Genomic DNA, 17,117 nt, shown 5'->3' with positions numbered 1-17,117 from the left:
GAGCGGGAGATGTCCCGCTCCGCTCGGCCATTACTTGTATTCGACCGGGAAGCCGATCTGTGGTGGGGTCAGGTCCTTGCCGAACCAGGTCTTGTAGGACTTGGCGTAGCTATCGAATTCGACGCCGGTCATCGCTTCATGAAGAGCGGTATTGACGAAGTTCAGCCAATCCTGGTCGCCGCGCTTAACCGCGCAGGCATAGGTCTGCGGGTTCCAGCCATAGCCGGCGTCCTTGTAGCGGCCCGGGTTCTGCGTCATGTACCAGGCGAGTGATGACTGGTCGGTCGCAACCGCGTCGGCGCGGCCGGATTCCAGCGCCTGATAGATCAGATCGACGGATTCATATTGGTCGACCTTTGCGTCCGGAAGGGCGGCATGAACCATGGATTCCGCATAGACGTTCTGCAGAACGGAGACCGTGACGGAAGAGCCTGCCGCCTTCAATGCCGCATAGTCGGCATACTGGCCATCGGCCTTCAGCATCAGGCCGACGCCTTCACGATAATAGGGAATGGTGAAGGCCACCTGCTGGGCGCGCTCGCCGGTCACGGTCATGAACTGGCAGGTGATATCGACCTTGTTGGTGGTGATATTTGGAATTCGGGCATCGGACGACTGATTGACATACTCGATCTTGTCGGGGTCGCCGAACAGGGCCTTGGCGATGATGTGACCCATGTCGACGTCGAAGCCCTGCAGCTTGTCGTCAGCGCTCTTGAAGTGCCACGGCGCGTTCGTGCTGCCGGTTCCAAGAACGAGGTGACCGCGCGCAAGCACCTCATCGAGCTTGCTGCCGTCGGCGAGAACGGGCGTGGAAGAGAGGAGTGCGGCGGCGGCCAGCGACATCAGGCCGACGCGCAAGGAAATGGTCATGGTTGTTCCCCTTGGTTAATGGCTTTCGAATAATCCAATATTCCGGACATCTGTCTGTTATCTCGGATAAGGCATATCAAGGGATATACGGGGCAACTTGTCAATAGTGACTGCTGTTGCCGATCGTCGGAGATAGTGAATGGTCAGGCGTGTCTCCGGCCGGATTTACCGTTATCGCCGTCGACAATGCAGTGGCGGGGGCGTGCGGTATCCCTGCGGCAGCTCCCCGCATCAGGCTGCTCTAAGTCATTATCCGGGCAACAAACAAGATTCACTCGATGTTGCTGGTCACTCGCAATGCGAGGGATTTTCCGCGGGATTTGCCGGATATCCGGGTGCCTGCGAAATTTGAGCGCTGTGTTTGATCTGTTGTCAGGCGTTGCCGACGCACCTTCGCCATGGGTTGCCGATGCAAGAAATCCCATCGGGAGGAAAGTAGCCGTTTGCAACTTTCCTTGAAAGTTGTCCATTCAACTGGATGGCAGGATGCCGAGCTGAATCCTTGGCCGAGCGAGTGCAGTCTTCTCGTGTGCCTGCACTCGCTTATTGGTGTTTTCCGGCCATCCCTCAAGTCTGCGAGATGTTCTCGTCCGAAGCGTTTAATCGGTCTCTGACCATGCCTCGCTACGAGCGGAGTGAAACTGAGGCCGATCAAGGCTGCCAATTGCCTGGGTTCTCGCAGTCAGGCCATGAAGAACGATCTGCAATGCCCGTAAGAGGGTCTTTCTCATCCTGCTTCTCCTTCATTTAACCTGTGGCATCGGCAGCACGAATGAAATTTCGCCAGCCACCAAATTCGGTGATGTCTCTAGCGTCAGCTACGGCGTGGCTCTCGCAGAGGAATCCAGAAACATGGCTGCCATCTTCAAGCAGGATCTTACCGATCCCCAGCGGCGCCGGGATGTTCTGGACGAAGTGGGCGAATGCCGCAGGCGGCAAGGCCCAGACCTCGATTTCGATACCGTTGCCGGCAAAGCCGGGATCGCGCACCAATCCCGGCTTCGGAGGCACTGTTCCGGAAAGTGCGAAAAGCCGATAACTGCCATCTGTCCGTCCCGCCTTCATCCTGTAGCCGCCGTTTCCGGTGAGTTCATGGTTGAGCGGCATATCGGTCAGATGTGCGCCGACAACGACGATGGGAACGACGTCGGCGGCTTCAGGTGTCACACGGCTGTTATCCAGCAGTGCCGCCATGCGATCCCTACCCATCCCGCTATTCGCCGCTCGATGCATGGCATCGGCGAAAGGCGCCAAAGCATCGTCCGTAAAAGCAGGCCCGACGAGCATCACACCCGCTGGCAGATGGCCGCCGGCATCGAAGCCTGCAGGTATGGCAATTGCCGCGCAGTCGAGCAGATTGGCGAAATTGGTATAACGGCCGAAATGGCTGTTTCTGACGATCGGATCGGCCTGCATTTCCTCGACGGTGTAGGTTGTGGGCGATGTCGGCAGCATCAGGAAATCGACCTTCTCCCACTCCACCTTTGTCTTTTGCCGCAGAGCCTCCAGCCTGTACTTGCCTTCGAAGGCCGCAACCGCGTCATAGGCTTTCGCCCCTTCGATGATCGTTCTGACCGTCGGATCGAAATCATTGGCATTGCTTGCAAGGAAGTCCTTTACCGCCGCGAGGCGCTCCGCAACCCAGGGGCCGCTGTAGAGCAGTTCGGCAGCCTGGCGGAAAGGCGCATAGTCGAAGGGTACGATCTCCGCGCCGAGCGATCTCGCCCTGTCGATGGCGGCGTCGTAGAGGGCCTCGACTTGGCTGTTGCCATAGAATTCGCGCTCGGCTCCGTCCAGTACGCCGATGCGCGGGCGCACCGACGATAGGCTCGCTGGAGTCGCTTCCCGCGAAAACGGATCTCGTGCGTCATAGCCGTCCATGATCCGGCGAATGGCCACTCCGTCACCGACTGTTGCTGCGAACACGGTGACGACATCGACGCTGCGGCAAGCCGGCACCACTCCGACATTGGGAACGAGACCCGGCGTCGGCTTGATGCCGACGAGGTTGTTGAAGGCAGCCGGTACCCGGCCGGAGCCTGCCGTATCGGTTCCCAGCGAGAAGCTGGCAAGGCCAGCGGCTACGGCAACGGCCGAACCGGAACTGGAGCCGCCGGAGACATAAGCGCGATCGAAAACCGAGCGGGGCGCACCATAAGGCGAGCGGGTGCCATTGAGGCCGGTTGCGAACTGGTCGAGATTAGTCTTGCCGATGACGATGGCACCGGCAGCCTTCAGACGCGCAACCACGGTTGCGTCCGCCTGGGGATGGTAGGCAAAGGCCGGGCAGGCGGCCGTCGTCGGCAGACCTGCGACGTCGATATTGTCCTTGACTGCGAAGGGGATGCCCCAGAGCGGCAGGCTGTTGGGCTCGGGTACCTTCGCCAGCAAGTCTGTTGCCGCAGCTCGCAACGCCTCTGGAGATGCCAGCGTAATGAAGATTGCCGGATCATCGGATGCCCCGCATCGGGCTATGATTTCCTCCACCATGTCGAGCGGTGAAAAGCCTGCCTTATACGCGTCTCGCAGGGAGGTAAGGTCAAGGATAGTGGGCAGCATCAGATTTCCTCCAGAATGACGAGAACGTCGCCGGCCTTGACGTTGCGCCCAGGTGCTGCGCGCAGATCGCGGACGCGTCCCGCGGCATGGGCGGTGACGTTAATTTCCATTTTCATCGACTCGATGATGGCCAAAGTATCGCCGGCTGCAACCGGCTGGCCCTCCTCGATGAGTATTTTCCAGACATTGCCGGGCACCGCGCTTTCGATGCCGAAGCAACCTTCCGGTATATCCCCGGCAAGGGCAGGGCCTGTCCCTTCGTCAACGGAAAAGCTGTCGAGCCCCAACTCCTTCCAGCGTTGCCTTTCCGCCTCGAAGGCAGCCTGCTGCCTGGACTTGAAGGCACTGATTGCAGCGGCCTCGCGTGCGAGACCGGCCTCGTAGGCAGCGTAGGAGAATTCCGTCTCCTCGATCTTGATCGGATAGCCGCCGTGCGGGAAGGCCGCACGCGCTTCATTGAGCTCTTCATGGGTGACGGGAAAGAAGCGGATCTGATCGAAGAAATTGAGAAGCCACGGCTTGCCCTTGGCGAAGGCCGGCGTCTGCCGCCAACTGTTCCACACCTGGATCGTGCGGCCAAAGAGCTGGTAGCCGCCCGGTCCCTCCATGCCATAGATGCACATATAGGCTCCGCCGATGCCGACGGCGTTTTCCGGTGTCCAGGTGCGCGCCGGATTGTATTTCGTCGTCACCAGCCGATGTCGCGGATCGACCGGCGTTGCGACCGGAGCCCCGAGATAGACATCGCCAAGGCCGAGCACGAGATAGCTGGCATCGAAGACGATGTCGCGCACTGCCTGCTCGTCGGGCAGGCCGTTGATGCGGCGGATGAACTCGATGTTGGAAGGGCACCATGGTGCATTCGGACGCACGAGCTCCTGATATTTGCGCATGGCAAGTTCAGCTTGCGGATCGTTCCAGGAGAGCGGCAGGTGCACGATGCGGCTTGGGACTTTCACCTCATGCGCCGCCGGCAGCGTAGCCTCGATCTCCGCAAGAAGGCCCAGCAGACGATTGCGGGTCAGCGTCGTCCCGTCATAGTGGATCTGCAGCGAGCGGATGCCAGGCGTCAGGTCGATGATCCCAGGCAGGCGCGCCTCGATAATTGCCTGCATAAGCAGATGCACGCGCAGGCGAAGCGCGATATCAAGCGTCATCGGTCCGTATTCAATGAGCAGATTGTCATCACCCTGCCGGCGATAGACGACGGGCACTGGGCCACGCTGGTTCTGACCGACGATTGCCGATCCGGTTTCTTCTGGCACGCGGCGAACAGTTGGGCCGGCGATGGCGTCTTCACTACGCGCCACCGGGTGAAAACGAATTTTGTCGCCCGGCTTGAACTGGCCCATCTTCCATTGCTCGTCGCGCGCGATGACAGCCGGGCAGACGAAGCCGCCGAGGCTCGGTCCATCCGGGCCGAGAATGATCGGCATATCGCCGGTGAAGTCGATCGCGCCGATGGCGTAGGCATTGTCGTGAAGATTGGAGGGGTGGAGGCCAGCCTCGCCGCCATCGCTGCGCGCCCATTTGGGCGTGGGGCCAATCAGACGGACACCGGTGCGGGCGCTGTTGAAATGCACCTCATATTCGTTCGAAAACAGCGTTTCGATGTCTTCGTTCAGAAAGAAGTCCGGCGCGCCGTGCGGTCCGTAGACGACGCCGACCTTCCAGGTGCGGGTGAGGGCTGCGGGCAGGTCCGCCGGCTTGACTTTAGGCTGAGGTGTGCGTGCCAACCGCAACACATGGCCTGTTTGAAGCGTGCCGGTGGCATGGCCCCCGAAGCGACCGAGGCCGAAGGTTGCCCTGGAGCCGAGCATAAGCGGCGCGGCAAAACCACCCGCAACGGCGAGATAGGCGCGCTGGCCCGGGCCTTCTATGGCGCCAATGGCAAGCGTCTGCCCTGCCTTGGCGATAACGGCTTCGTCGTGGGGTAACGGAACGCCGTCGAGAGTCATCGGCATGCGAGCGCCGGCGAGCGCGATCGTCACGTCGGAGAAGATCTTGAGCACCGGTCCCGAGACGGTTAGCTCGAGGGCGGCGGTTTCGTCGGCATTGCCGACCAGCCTGTTGGCATGGCGGAACGAACGCTCGTCCATCGGCCCGCTCGGCGGCACGCCGACGTGCCAGAGCCCCAGCCTGCCGGGAAGCTCCTGGATGCTCGATTGCGCGCCGGGCGCCACCACCTCGATCACATCGGGCACGAAGAGAAAATCCTTCAGCGCCGTCGTCGCCACATTGGCGCTGGCGAGCAGATCGGATCCGGCGATGGCCTTCAGATAGTCGAGATTGGTTTCGATGCCGGTGATGGAGCTTTGCGCAAGTGCAAGCTTCAGCTTCTCGATCGCGGCCGGCCGGTCTTCGGCTGCCACGATCATCTTGGCGAGCATGGGGTCGTAATAAGGGGTGACTTCCGTGCCCGTCTCGATCCAGCCGTCGACGCGCGTGCCTTCCGGAAAAGTGACTTCGGTCAAAAGGCCGGCGCTTGGCCGGAAGCCAGCATGCGGCATCTCCGCATAGATGCGCGCCTCGATCGCGGCACCCTTCGGAACAAGCCGGTCATTGCCTGTTATCACTTCTTCGCCAGCGGCCTCGCGGATCATCCACTCGACGAGATCGATGCCATAGACGGCCTCGGTGACCGGATGTTCGACCTGAAGCCTGGTATTGACCTCGAGGAAGTAGAATTCCTCCCGCGCGGGATCATAGATGAATTCGACTGTGCCGGCGGAGCGATAATGGGCGGAGGTGCCGAGCGCCACCGCCGCTGCATGCAGGCGTTCGCGCACGGAAGGCGACAGGCCCGGCGCGGGCGTCTCCTCGATCACCTTCTGGTTCCGGCGCTGCAACGAGCAGTCGCGTTCGCCAAGCGCGATCACCCGACCCTTGCCGTCGCCGAAGATCTGAACCTCGACATGCCTCGCCCGCGAGACAAAGCGCTCCAGATAGACGCGGGCATCGCCGAAGCTGGCTTTTGCCGTGCGTTGCACGCTGTCGAAGGCAGCCTTCAGACTTGCGGCATCGTCGCAAAGCTGCATGCCGATGCCGCCGCCGCCGGCTGTCGATTTCAGCATGACCGGGTAGCCGATTTCCGCCGCGGCCGCGAGCGCCGCTTCGCTCGTTTCGACGAGGTCGCTGCCCGGTAGTAGCGGAACTCCGCTCGCACGCGCCAGTTCTCGCGCCGTGTGTTTGAGCCCGAAGGCGGCGATATTGTCCGCCGTCGGCCCGATGAAGACGATGCCTTCCTTTGCCAGTCGTTCGGCGAAGGAGATATTCTCCGACAGGAATCCGTAGCCTGGATGCACGGCCTCGGCACCGGTTGCCTTGCAGGCGGCAATGACGGCGTCGGCATTGAGATAGCTTTCCAAGGCGGGCGCCGGGCCAAGCCTGACGGCTTCGTCGGCCATCAGGGATGCCTTGGAGAAGCGGTCCGCATCGGAATAGACGGCGACGGAGGCAATGCCCATACGTCGCAACGTCCCGATGATCCGGACGGCGATCTCGCCGCGATTGGCGATTAGTATTTTCTTGAACATCTCAGGCCTCACCGTCCCATACAAGGACTCGGATCGGCGTCGGGTCGAAGCCGTTGCAGGGATTGTTGATCTGCGGGCAATTGGAGATGACGAGAAGCACGTCCATCTCGGCCTTGAGCTCGACATAGTCACCCGGAGCGGAGATGCCGTCGACGATCGTCATTTCACCCGACGGTTCGATCGGCACGTTCATGAAGAAATTGATATTGGGCACGACGTCGCGCTTGCCCATGCCATGCTTGGAGACTTCCAGCACGAAATTGTCGCGGCAGGCGTGAAGATATTTCGTGCCGTGGCCAAAGCGGACTGTATTGCTCTCGCAGGAGCACGCGCCTGCCGACGTGTCGTGACGGCCGCAGCTGTCGGCGGTCATCGTCAGCATGACGCGCCCTTCGTTGGAGATGATCCGGGTGCCTGTGGTGATATAGGCGGCGCCCTGTTCGCGCATCGTGTCCTGGTTGGAATAGCGCTCGGAATAGTCCTCGGCATTGTAGAACAGCGTGTCGATCGCCTGCTGGCCGTAGCTGTCTTCGATGCGCAGCGTCTGGCCCTTGCGCACGATGGTCGAAAACGGCGCCTCGGCGGCGATGAAATGATCCTGCACCGCCTTGTCGAGCGTGCGGGACGGCGCGGTCTGAATGAAATCGCTCATGATCGTCTCTCCCGGCTCAAAGATTGGCGAATGCGTTGTTTTCAAAGCCGCGCACGGCTTCGGCGGTGGCCGTGCGGCACAGATCGTCTTCGGCGATCGGCTGGGCGGCGATGCGGGTCACGGTCACCGGTTTCGGCGCGTAATGCGGGTTTGGATCGAGCGGGTGCGGACAATTGGAAAAGCCGACAATCAGGTCCATCTCGGCGCGAAGATGAACATAGTCGCCGCCATGCAGAAGGTCCGGCTTCCAGGCGAACTTGCCGTCCGCATCGACCCGAACCGGCGCGAAAAGCGTGAAAGCTGCTGGAATATCGCGCCGATCCAAGCCTGCTTTCGTCGCGAGCAGGATGAAATTGTCGCGGCTGTTGCGCAGGTCTTGGCCATATTTTGTCTCATTGGAGGCGGCGGTGGAGCCTCCCATCAGGCAATCATGGGCGCCGGAGGAATCCTCCGTCACCGAGAACATGACACGCCCCATGTCGGAGAAGATTACGCGGCCCTTCGACAGCGCCGTCGTCCATTGCACCTTGACCGTATCGACGAGGTTCAGCCGTTCGCTCGGATCCGCCGCGTTCCAGGCAATCAGCGATACGGAGGAAAAGCCTTGCTCCTGCGCGATGCGCAAAGTCTCGCCCGTCTTGACGCGTGTCGACCAGTACCAGCCGCCGGGCAGGATCTCCCGGTGCAGGACGAGGGAAGGGTCGATTGGCGGGGCGGGAAGCGGACTTGCCGCCGGCAATGCCTTCGGCGCGAATTCCAGCCCCTTGCGTTGATGATCTTCATAGCGCGCACGATTGGCGGCGATCTCTTCTGGCGAACGTCTGACATGCTGCATGGCTAAATATCTCCCGATGGTGCCAGGTCGTCCCGGCGGTGCCCCAGGGAAGAGACCGGGCCGTCCCGGTCGGGGCCAAAGATCGAGGCTGCGCCGGCAATGCGCGGCGGCCAGATGGAAATGTCCTTGGTAATGGTGGCGCCGTAGCGCTCCTTCTCTTCTGGCCGGTCGCGGCGGCGCTCGAAGGCGACGACGCGGGTCGCAAGCGTGAAGGCCTCGCGCATGTCATGGGTCACCATGACAACGGTCATCTGCGTCTCGTGCCAGAGGCGTTTCATCAACGTATGGATTTCGGCGCGGATACCTGGATCGAGCGCACCGAAGGGTTCGTCGAGCAGCAGCACTTTCGGTCGCATGATGAGCGCTTGCGCAAGCGCCAGGCGCTGCTGCATACCGCCGGAAAGCTGGGCCGGGTACTTGTTCTCGGCGCCGGCAAGACCGACTTCCTCAAGAAGCTGACGTGCCTCGTCGGTGGCATGGCGACGCGCCGAGCCGAAAAGCCTTGCCTTGTAGCGCGAGCCGGCAAGTTCCTTGCCGAGCAGTACGTTGCCGAGCGCGGTCAGATGCGGAAAGACCGAATAGCGCTGGAAGACGACGCCGCGATCGGCGCCGGGTTCCGAGGGCAGGGCTGTGCCATCGAGCAGGATCGTCCCGCGCGTCGGCTGTTCTTGTCCCAAAATCATGCGCAGGAAGGTGGACTTGCCGCAGCCGGAGGGGCCGACGAGCGCGACGAAGGCACGCGAGGCCACCGTCAGCGAGACATCCTCAAGCACGATCTGGTCGCCATATTCCTTCCAGACCTTTTCGATTCTGAGCTCGCTCATGTCTGCTTCTCCAGTTCGGACCAGGGGAAGACGGCGATGCGGATGCGATCGAGCAGGTAGTTCATGACCACGGCAAGCAGGGTGATCCAGACCACGTAGGGAAAGATCACGTCCATCGACAGATAGCGACGAACGAGGAAGATGCGGTAGCCGAGGCCGGAATCGGACGAGATCGCTTCGGCGGCGATCAGGAACAGCCAGGCCGGCCCGAGCTGCAGCCTGAGGCAGGTGATCAGTCGCGGCAGGATCTGCGGCAGCACGACGCGAAGGGCGATCTGCCAGGAGGAGCCGCCAAGTGTCTCCGCCTTGACGATCTGTTCACGCGGCAGTTCCAGCGCCTTCAGGGCCAGGTCGCGGATCATCGTCGGCGCAACACCGATGACGATGAGGGCGATCTTCGACGTCTCGCCGAGGCCCATGACGATGAAGAGTATCGGCAGCAGGGCCAGCGGCGGCACCATGGAAATGACGGCGACGAAGGGAGACAGAAGCGCCCTCAGATAGGGGAGCATGCCGATCAGCATGCCCAGGCAAAGCGCGATCGCCGTGGAGATGCCAAGACCGGAGAGCAGCCGGACGAGACTTGCCCCAGTGTCCGACCACAGGAGGTAGTCTCCGGTGCGCGGATCGGCGATGAAGGCCATGCGGTTGATGGCATCGGCAAAGCCGGCGAAATTCGGAAGCAGCTTGTCATTGGCGTTTTCGGCAAGCCTTGCGGCGGAACCGATCGCATAGGCAATGATCAGCAGCGCAAAGGGCAAGAGCGTCAAGGCAAGCTGCGCACCGGGAGTTGGCTTGGTATTGATCCAACGCATGAATGGCTCCGCGAAAGGAAAGGCTGGCGGCGCTGCTGCGCCGCCGTTCAAGGAAGGTCAGAGCAGACCGTCGGCGGCCGACTTCATGTAGGCTTCGGTGAAGCGAAGCTTCACGTTGCTGCCGTCGCCGAGGACTTTGCCATCGGGCATTTCGATGCCGATGACATCGGCGGAAGGCGCGCCATTGCCGAGAAGCCCCTTCTGAAAGAGGAAATTGCGCACGAGATCCATGGTCTTCGGCAGGTTCGGCGAGGTGGTAAAGGTGAGCGCATCGGCGGGCTTGTCGAAAAGGCGGGTCGCAGCGAGCTGCGCCTCGAAGCCCTTGAGGTCCGTGCCCGATGCCTTGCCCATGGCTTCGCGGGCGGCCTTGCCCTCCGCCGTGTCGGCCTTCATCAGCGCGGCGGTTTCATACCAGATACCGGCGAGTGCCTTGCCGAAATTCGGGTTGTCTTTCAGCACATTGCTGTTGGCGACCATCAGATCGATGATTTCGCCCGGCACCTGCGAACTGTCGAAAACCTTCTTGGCGCTGGAGTCTTCGAGAATGGTCGAAACAAGCGGGTTCCAGGTCACGACGGCGGAAACGTCAGGCGTCTTATAGGCCGCTACCATGTCGGCATCGGAGGTATTGACCACCTTCACGTCGCGTTCGCTGAGCTTGATGCTGTCGAGCGCGCGCGCCAGCAGATAGTGGGAAACGGAATATTCGACGAGGTTGACGTTCTGGCCCTTGATATCGGCCAGGCTGGTCTTGTCCTTCAGGATGACAGCGTCATTGCCATTGGAAAAGTCACCGACGATGACGGCCGTCGTATCGACGCCGCCGGCCGCAGGGATCGAAAGGCCATCCATGTTGGTGAGCGTTACGGCATCGAAGGCGCCGGCCGTATATTGGTTCATCGACTCGACATAGTCGTTGAACTGTGTGACCTCGATATTGATGCCATATTTGTCGGCCCATTTCTTGACGATGCCGTGGTCGCTCGCATAGCCCCAGGGCATCCAGCCGACATAGATCGACCAGGCGACCTTGAAGCTGGTCTTCGGCGCAGCACTGGCGACCGAACCAAGCCCGAAGGCCAGCGATACGGACAGGGCTGTGACGGAAAGGATTTTCGAAAAAGTCTGCATTGAAATTCCCCTTTTGCTTTTTTCAAAAAGGGATCGGCAAAGACCATCGCGCCGCCAATCCCTTGGCTTACGAGGTCTCCCGGGCTTTTATCCCGCCGTGCATCCGGTGGGATTTCTCCCCCAGCCGGTGGTGGCTCTCGGACCAGCCACGCTTCATGTGAAGCGCCGGAACCCTAGCCACCAACTCAACCAAATACGAAGCAAATGGCGTGCCAGATCGTAAGTGGTTGATTTTGTTCGAGGGAAGGTGTTATGGTGTTGATGAAAAATTGAGCGATCTGAAAATTTGCGCGGAGAATATGCAATTTTGATGAGCGCGATGATCCTCATTAGACGACTGACAAGGAACGATCGGAAGCAGCAGGCTGAGCTTGCTCGTGTCGAGTTGGATAAGCCTAGTTCTCCTCCCACCTTGTGATAGCGAACTCGCTTAGGAGGCAAAAAACGCTCCTCGTGCTGGTCGATTAACTTTAGCCGTCGCCGATAAACGAGCTCGATGGTGCAGTGGTCTAAACAGCTCTCTCCCTCAAAACCTCGGCGGCTTCTTACCCGCGGCACGATGGGCAGCGATGACGGTATTGGCCATCAGCATGGCGATCGTCATCGGTCCGACACCGCCGGGAACCGGCGTGATCGCGGCAGCGACTTCGGATGCTTCACCATAGGCGACATCACCCACCAGCCGGCTCTTGCCCTCGCCGCGCTCGGGTGCATCGATCCGGTTGATGCCGACATCGATAACGGTGGCACCGGGCTTCACCCAATCGGCCTTGACCATCTCCGGGCGGCCGACGGCGGCCACCAGAATATCCGCACCTCTTGCCACCGAGGCGAGATCCTTCGTGCGCGAATGCGCCGTCGTGACAGTCGCATTGGCAGACAGCAGCAATTGCGCCATCGGCTTACCGAACAGGTTGGAGCGGCCAATGACCACCGCATTCAGACCCGACAGGTCCTCGCCATGGATGGAGCGTACCAAAAGCATGGCGCCGGCCGGCGTACACGAGATCAGCCCGGTTTCGAGATCGCCGGTCGCAAGCTTGCCGGCATTGACCACATGCAAGCCATCGACATCCTTCTCCGGCTTGATCGACTGAATGATGTCATCCGAATTCAGATGCTTCGGCAGCGGCAGCTGTACGAGAATGCCGTGGATGGAGGCATCGTCGTTCAGCGACTGGACGAGCCTTGCCAGCTCTTCCTGCGTCGTCTCCGCCGGCAGCGTGTGCTGGATGGACTTGAAGCCGCACTCCTTGGCCATCTTGCTCTTGGAGTTCACATAGGCGTGGCTGGCCGGATCGTCGCCGACGATGACGACCGCAAGCCCGGTCTTCACCCCGGCCTCCGCCTCAAGCCCAGCCGCCGCAGCCTTCACGGCCTCGATCACCGAAGCTGCTGCTTGTTTCCCGTCGATCACCGTCGCGAGCGCCATCACTTACCCCATGCGCTCGGAGGCATAGGAGCCTGGGCTTGCCGGGAAGACGACGGTGCGGTTGCCGTTGAGGAAGGTGCGATAATGGATATGGGCATGGATGGCGCGCGCCAGCACCTGGCTTTCCACATCGCGGCCGATCGAGACATAATCCTCGGCCGACTGCGCATGCGTGATGCGCGCCGTGTCCTGCTCGATGATCGGACCTTCGTCGAGATCGGCCGTCACATAATGCGCCGTCGCTCCGATCAGCTTCACCCCGCGCTCATAGGCCTGCTTGTAGGGATTCGCCCCCTTGAAGGACGGCAGGAAGGAATGGTGGATGTTGATGATGCGGCCCGACATCTTCCGGCAGAGCGCATCCGACAGAACCTGCATGTAGCGGGCCAGCACGACGAGCTCGGTGCCGGTCTGCTCGACCAGTTCCAAAAGCTGGGCTTCGGCCTGCGGTTTGTTGTCCTTCGTCACCTTGATGTGGTGGAAGGGGATGTCGTGATTGACGACCACCTTCTGGTAATCGAAATGGTTGGAGACGACGCCGACGATGTCGATCGGCAGCGCGCCGATCTTCCAGCGATAGAGCAGGTCGTTCAGGCAATGGCCGAAGCGCGAGACCATGAGCAGCACCTTCATGCGCTTCTTCTCGTCATGGATCTCGGCATCCATGGCGAACTTTTCCGCGATCGGCTTGAAGCCTTCGACGAGCGCTGCCTGGCCCACCCCTTCCTCGGAGATGAAGGAGACGCGCATGAAGAACTTGCCGGTATCGAGATCGTCGAACTGGCTGGAATCGACGATGTTGCAGCCCTGTCCGGCCAGATAGTTCGAGATCGCCGCAACGATCCCACGCGTCGATTGGCACGTCACTGTCAATACATAGGTTTTCATTCGAGATAGCCCAATTCGATGTGTAAATGCTTCATCCGAAGCCTAAGGTGCGATTAAAGAGTTTGCTCGGCGATCATATGCAGGAACGCCTCGAGCTCTTGCCTGTCGATCCCGACCTGGTGCTTCTTCTCCGGATAGACGCCGGAACGAACGTCCCCGGCAAATTCGGCAAAGGCAGCAATGCGCTCATTCTGCAGCCGATCGAACTCTGCCGCGAAATCGCGGTAGACCTTCGCATGGCGGGGGCGATGGCCGCGATTGCTGCCAAGGACATCATCGGCAAACAGATATTGCGCGTCACATCCTGTTCCCGCACCCATCGAAATCATCAGCATCGATGTTCTTTGGCTGATGGCGGCCGCAACGTCACCCGGCACAACCTCGATTTCGACGGCAAAGGCGCCGGCTTCTTCCAGCGCCTTGGTCTGGCGCCAAATTTCAAAAGCGCTGATCGACGTTTTTCCGACGGCGCGGAAACCGCCCGTCCATGTCGCCTTAGACGGAATGAGGCCAACGTGGCTGCAGACAGGAATTCCCTCATCCCGCATTCGTCGAATGATCGCGAGGCTTGCAGCGCAATAAACGGCATCACCTCCGGCTTTCAGTGCCTTGAATGCCTCCCGCATATATTCTTCTGCCGAGACATAGTCGCCATATCCCAGGCCCGGTACTGCAAAGGGGCTTGGCGCGGCTTCACGGAATGAGGGGGCCAAAAGTGCTGGTGGGACAGAAAGCATATCGATGCCGGCTCTCTCGGCGGCTTCCGCTTCCTCAAGTGACGTGACGCGCAGCATTGTCAATTGTCGCTTTCCTTTGAGCGACAGGAGATCAGCAACCGTCGGACGATTGTGCTTTTGCATTGGATGTTCCTCGATATGGATAGTTACGCCGCAAGCAGCGACTTCAGCTTGATCGTGCTTGCCGCCAGGGCAGCCTGATCCGGATGCGCCCGGGCTGCGATCAGCATCTCGGCAAGGCGGATATCGCGCGCTATGGCATTGCCGCGTCCGATACCGCTGGCGGCGAGCAGCCTTCCGTCCGCGCCGAGATGGAAGAGGATGAACGCCCCGTCATCGAGATCGCGCCGTACATGGGCGACCGCTTCATCCGCAAGGCCGGCGATCTGCAATGTCAAGTCATACTGATCGGACCAGAACCATGGCACCGCGGATATCTCCGCACTTTCTCCCAGCATGTTGGCGGCGGCGAGATTGGCCTGCTCCTGTGCATTGCGCCAGGATTCGAGGCGGACACGCCTTCCGCCATAGAGCGCCAGCGGAAAGGAGCAGCAATCGCCCGCCGCATGAATATCGGCCATCGAGGTCTCCAATCGCTCGTTGACGGCAATGCCGTTGTCGATCGCAAGGCCCGCGTCGGCGGCAAGCGCGACATTCGGGAGGGCACCGATACCGACAAGCAGCAGATCGGCAGAGATCACGTCCCCGGTCGCCATGCGAATGACCACCTTGTCGGCGTCCTCCTGCACTGCTTCGATGACTTGACCGCAGCGTATATCGACACCCTCCTGACGATGCCGTTCGGTAATTGCCTCGGCGATCTCCTCCGGCACGCCGCGTTTCAACACCCGCGGAAGCCCCTCGATTACAGTGACGTCGGCGCCGCGCTTGCGTGCCGTCGCTGCCAGTTCCAGACCGATGAAGCCGCCGCCAATGATGGCAATGTGCCGTCCGGGATTGAGCACGGCATGCAAAGCCACCGCATCCGCATGGGTCCGCAGCATGCGGATGCGATGAGAGGTGCCATCGGTGCCGGGAAGCTTGCGTGCCGAAGCACCAGTTGCGAGCAGCAGTTTGTCGTAACTTAGCGTTTCCCCACCCGCGAGCCTGATGGTCTTTGTGGAGGGAGCGATCGTTGTCACCGTCGTATCGAGCCTCAGGTCGATCGATTGCTCCTGGTAACGCTCCAATGCTGCGACGAATTTTGGCTCGAGCGCCTCATCCGATCCGCCCTTCGAAAGCGGCGGGCGTTCGTATGGGGCCAGCGGCTCGGCGCCGATAAGGGTGATGTCGCCCTCAAATCCCTTTTCACGAAGTGCGAAGGCAGCGCGGGCGCCGCATTCCCCGGCTCCGACAATGACGAAATGTGCCACGATAGCCTCCTCAGAGCCCGATGAAGACGGTGCCATTCTCGACCTTGACCGGATAGGTATGCAGATTGATGCAGACCGGAGCGCCCTTGGCTTCGCCGGTGCGGTAGTCGAAGCGGCCATTGTGCTTGGGACATTCGATGATGGTGTCCATGACAAGACCATCGGCGAGATGAATCTTTTCATGCGTGCACAGGCCGTCGGTCGCGAAATAATCATCCTCGGGGCTGCGATAGATAGCGAAAGTCCGCCCGTCATGATCGAAACGGATGACATCCTCCTCGTCGATTGCATCAGCGGCGCAGACTTCGATCCAGTTGCTCATGTTTTCCTCCCTCGCAATGTCGATGTTATTGTGCGGCGGCAGCCGGCAGGTCGCCGTGGAACTCTTCACGATAGGGCCGCGCCGTTGGCGGCAGCTCGCGCTTCAGGAAATAGTCCTCGTTGCGCAATTGCCGCAGGAATGCCGGGATCATCTCGCGATAGCCGGACCAGATGGATGGATTGGCGGCCGGCAGATCATGCTTGATCATCGCATGCAGCTTCGGCAGCGCGTGATAGGGCACCATCGGAAACATGTGATGTTCGACATGATAGTTCATGTTCCAATAGATGAAGCGGCTGACCGGGTTCATCATGACGGTGCGGCTGTTCAGCCTGTGGTCGATGACATTGTCGGCAAGGCCGCCATGCTGCAGCAGACCGGTCAGAACATGATGCCAAGCGCCGTAAAGCCGGGGAAGGCCGATCAGCATCAGCGGCAGGATCGAGCCCATGGCGATCGCTGATGCGATAGTGACGATATAGATCGCAAGCCAGATACGGGCGATGCGGATCGCTTTCGGCTGCTCCATCTCGGGAATGAAGGTCTTTTCCGCGGCGCTGACGAAGCCGGCAGCATTGCGCAGCATGTCGACCATGGCGTACCAGGCATCGAGGATGCCGAAGAAATTCAGGGCGAGGCGCAGGAGATCCGGCGGCCGCATGACGGCAATTTCCGGGTCCCGGCCGACGATGACGGTATCGGTATGATGGCGCGCGTGGCTCCAACGCCAGGTCACCGGATTGCGCATGATCATGAAGCAGGCGATCTGATAGACCGCGTCATTCATCCATCGCGTCTTGAACGCCGTACCGTGGCCGCATTCATGCCAGCGGCTATCCGAGGCAGAGCCGTAGAGCACACCATAGGCCAAGAAGAAGGGGACACAGATCCATGATCCCCAGAAGTAGACGGCCAGTGCAGCGAAAACCGCCATGCTGCCAAGCCAGATGATGGTGTCGCGGATCGCAGGCGCATCCGAGCGCTGCATCAGCGCCTTCATATCCTTGCGCGCAACATCCGTGTGATACCATTCGGCGGCAGCCAGCCCCGTTTCCACCGCCAGCTTGCCGCTTGCGCCGAGCAGATCATAGTCACGCTTGATTATCGTCGTCATCCCTGCCTCCCGCGATGCGCGATAGC

The 17,117-nt window shown here is 60.6% G+C and carries 14 protein-coding genes and 1 riboswitch; all 14 genes read right to left on the bottom strand.

Annotated features, from left to right (window positions below; genetic code table 11):
• Positions 1-30: 30 nt before the first annotated feature.
• The 14 genes from GDN47_RS07015 to GDN47_RS06950 all read right to left on the bottom strand — a co-directional run bounded on the left by GDN47_RS07015 (position 31) and on the right by GDN47_RS06950 (position 17,091).
• A complete protein-coding gene (locus GDN47_RS07015) occupies positions 31-873 on the bottom strand; it encodes a transporter substrate-binding protein (protein ID WP_095437550.1) in 843 nt (280 codons plus the stop codon).
• Positions 874-1,620: 747 nt separating this feature from the next.
• Positions 1,621-3,432: an allophanate hydrolase gene (gene atzF / locus GDN47_RS07010; protein WP_152092902.1), complete on the bottom strand. Its 1,812-nt coding sequence runs from the start codon at positions 3,430-3,432 to the stop codon at positions 1,621-1,623.
• On the bottom strand, positions 3,432-6,968 hold the full coding sequence (gene uca / locus GDN47_RS07005; RefSeq protein ID WP_152092901.1) for an urea carboxylase: 3,537 nt from the start codon (positions 6,966-6,968) through the stop codon (positions 3,432-3,434). The genes atzF and uca overlap by 1 nt, the downstream gene beginning before the upstream one ends.
• A 1-nt stretch (position 6,969) precedes the next feature.
• Entirely contained in the window at positions 6,970-7,620 is a 651-nt protein-coding gene (locus GDN47_RS07000) for an urea amidolyase associated protein UAAP2 (RefSeq protein ID WP_112608571.1), read from the bottom strand.
• Between the two features lie 16 nt (positions 7,621-7,636).
• Positions 7,637-8,455 carry an urea amidolyase associated protein UAAP1 gene (locus GDN47_RS06995; RefSeq protein WP_113329151.1) on the bottom strand — a complete coding sequence of 273 codons (819 nt, stop codon included), beginning with the start codon at positions 8,453-8,455 and terminating at the stop codon, positions 7,637-7,639.
• 2 nt (positions 8,456-8,457) lie between these two features.
• Positions 8,458-9,279 carry an ABC transporter ATP-binding protein gene (locus GDN47_RS06990; protein ID WP_113329150.1) on the bottom strand — a complete coding sequence of 274 codons (822 nt, stop codon included), beginning with the start codon at positions 9,277-9,279 and terminating at the stop codon, positions 8,458-8,460.
• The gene (locus tag GDN47_RS06985; RefSeq protein WP_113329776.1) at positions 9,276-10,094 is read right to left on the bottom strand and encodes an ABC transporter permease; all 819 of its coding nucleotides are present in this window, start codon (positions 10,092-10,094) and stop codon (positions 9,276-9,278) included. Before GDN47_RS06985 ends, GDN47_RS06990 begins: the two co-directional genes overlap by 4 nt.
• Before the next feature lie 57 nt (positions 10,095-10,151).
• Positions 10,152-11,225 (bottom strand): putative urea ABC transporter substrate-binding protein, encoded by a 1,074-nt coding sequence (locus GDN47_RS06980; RefSeq protein ID WP_152092900.1) that lies wholly within the window; start codon positions 11,223-11,225, stop codon positions 10,152-10,154.
• Positions 11,226-11,299: 74 nt separating this feature from the next.
• A riboswitch (guanidine-I (ykkC/yxkD leader) is annotated at positions 11,300-11,413 on the bottom strand.
• A gap of 338 nt (positions 11,414-11,751) precedes the next feature.
• Positions 11,752-12,657: a bifunctional methylenetetrahydrofolate dehydrogenase/methenyltetrahydrofolate cyclohydrolase FolD gene (gene folD, locus GDN47_RS06975; RefSeq protein ID WP_152092899.1), complete on the bottom strand. Its 906-nt coding sequence runs from the start codon at positions 12,655-12,657 to the stop codon at positions 11,752-11,754.
• A 3-nt stretch (positions 12,658-12,660) separates the two neighbouring features.
• On the bottom strand, positions 12,661-13,545 hold the full coding sequence (gene purU, locus GDN47_RS06970; RefSeq protein ID WP_152092898.1) for a formyltetrahydrofolate deformylase: 885 nt from the start codon (positions 13,543-13,545) through the stop codon (positions 12,661-12,663).
• Between the two features lie 53 nt (positions 13,546-13,598).
• Positions 13,599-14,405, bottom strand: coding sequence for a 3-methyl-2-oxobutanoate hydroxymethyltransferase (locus GDN47_RS06965; RefSeq protein ID WP_152092897.1), 807 nt, complete (start codon positions 14,403-14,405; stop codon positions 13,599-13,601).
• A gap of 23 nt (positions 14,406-14,428) precedes the next feature.
• Positions 14,429-15,655 carry an NAD(P)/FAD-dependent oxidoreductase gene (locus GDN47_RS06960; protein ID WP_152092896.1) on the bottom strand — a complete coding sequence of 409 codons (1,227 nt, stop codon included), beginning with the start codon at positions 15,653-15,655 and terminating at the stop codon, positions 14,429-14,431.
• A gap of 10 nt (positions 15,656-15,665) precedes the next feature.
• On the bottom strand, positions 15,666-15,977 hold the full coding sequence (locus GDN47_RS06955) for a MocE family 2Fe-2S type ferredoxin (protein WP_152092895.1): 312 nt from the start codon (positions 15,975-15,977) through the stop codon (positions 15,666-15,668).
• 25 nt (positions 15,978-16,002) lie between these two features.
• Positions 16,003-17,091 carry a fatty acid desaturase family protein gene (locus GDN47_RS06950; protein WP_152092894.1) on the bottom strand — a complete coding sequence of 363 codons (1,089 nt, stop codon included), beginning with the start codon at positions 17,089-17,091 and terminating at the stop codon, positions 16,003-16,005.
• Positions 17,092-17,117 lie beyond the last annotated feature (26 nt).

The sequence above is a fragment of the Martinezella dioscoreae genome (genome assembly GCF_009176305.1).
Lineage (GTDB): Bacteria > Pseudomonadota > Alphaproteobacteria > Rhizobiales > Rhizobiaceae > Rhizobium > Rhizobium dioscoreae.
This window is presented reverse-complemented; position numbering and strand designations above follow the sequence as displayed.

Coding starts and splice junctions, on each gene's coding strand:
- GDN47_RS07015 (WP_095437550.1), bottom strand. CDS start 873: ATGACCATTTCCTTGCGCGTCGGCCTGATGTCGCTGGCCGCCGCCGCA.
- atzF (WP_152092902.1), bottom strand. CDS start 3,432: ATGCTGCCCACTATCCTTGACCTTACCTCCCTGCGAGACGCGTATAAG.
- uca (WP_152092901.1), bottom strand. CDS start 6,968: ATGTTCAAGAAAATACTAATCGCCAATCGCGGCGAGATCGCCGTCCGG.
- GDN47_RS07000 (WP_112608571.1), bottom strand. CDS start 7,620: ATGAGCGATTTCATTCAGACCGCGCCGTCCCGCACGCTCGACAAGGCG.
- GDN47_RS06995 (WP_113329151.1), bottom strand. CDS start 8,455: ATGCAGCATGTCAGACGTTCGCCAGAAGAGATCGCCGCCAATCGTGCG.
- GDN47_RS06990 (WP_113329150.1), bottom strand. CDS start 9,279: ATGAGCGAGCTCAGAATCGAAAAGGTCTGGAAGGAATATGGCGACCAG.
- GDN47_RS06985 (WP_113329776.1), bottom strand. CDS start 10,094: ATGCGTTGGATCAATACCAAGCCAACTCCCGGTGCGCAGCTTGCCTTG.
- GDN47_RS06980 (WP_152092900.1), bottom strand. CDS start 11,225: ATGCAGACTTTTTCGAAAATCCTTTCCGTCACAGCCCTGTCCGTATCG.
- folD (WP_152092899.1), bottom strand. CDS start 12,657: ATGGCGCTCGCGACGGTGATCGACGGGAAACAAGCAGCAGCTTCGGTG.
- purU (WP_152092898.1), bottom strand. CDS start 13,545: ATGAAAACCTATGTATTGACAGTGACGTGCCAATCGACGCGTGGGATC.
- GDN47_RS06965 (WP_152092897.1), bottom strand. CDS start 14,405: ATGCAAAAGCACAATCGTCCGACGGTTGCTGATCTCCTGTCGCTCAAA.
- GDN47_RS06955 (WP_152092895.1), bottom strand. CDS start 15,977: ATGAGCAACTGGATCGAAGTCTGCGCCGCTGATGCAATCGACGAGGAG.
- GDN47_RS06950 (WP_152092894.1), bottom strand. CDS start 17,091: ATGACGACGATAATCAAGCGTGACTATGATCTGCTCGGCGCAAGCGGC.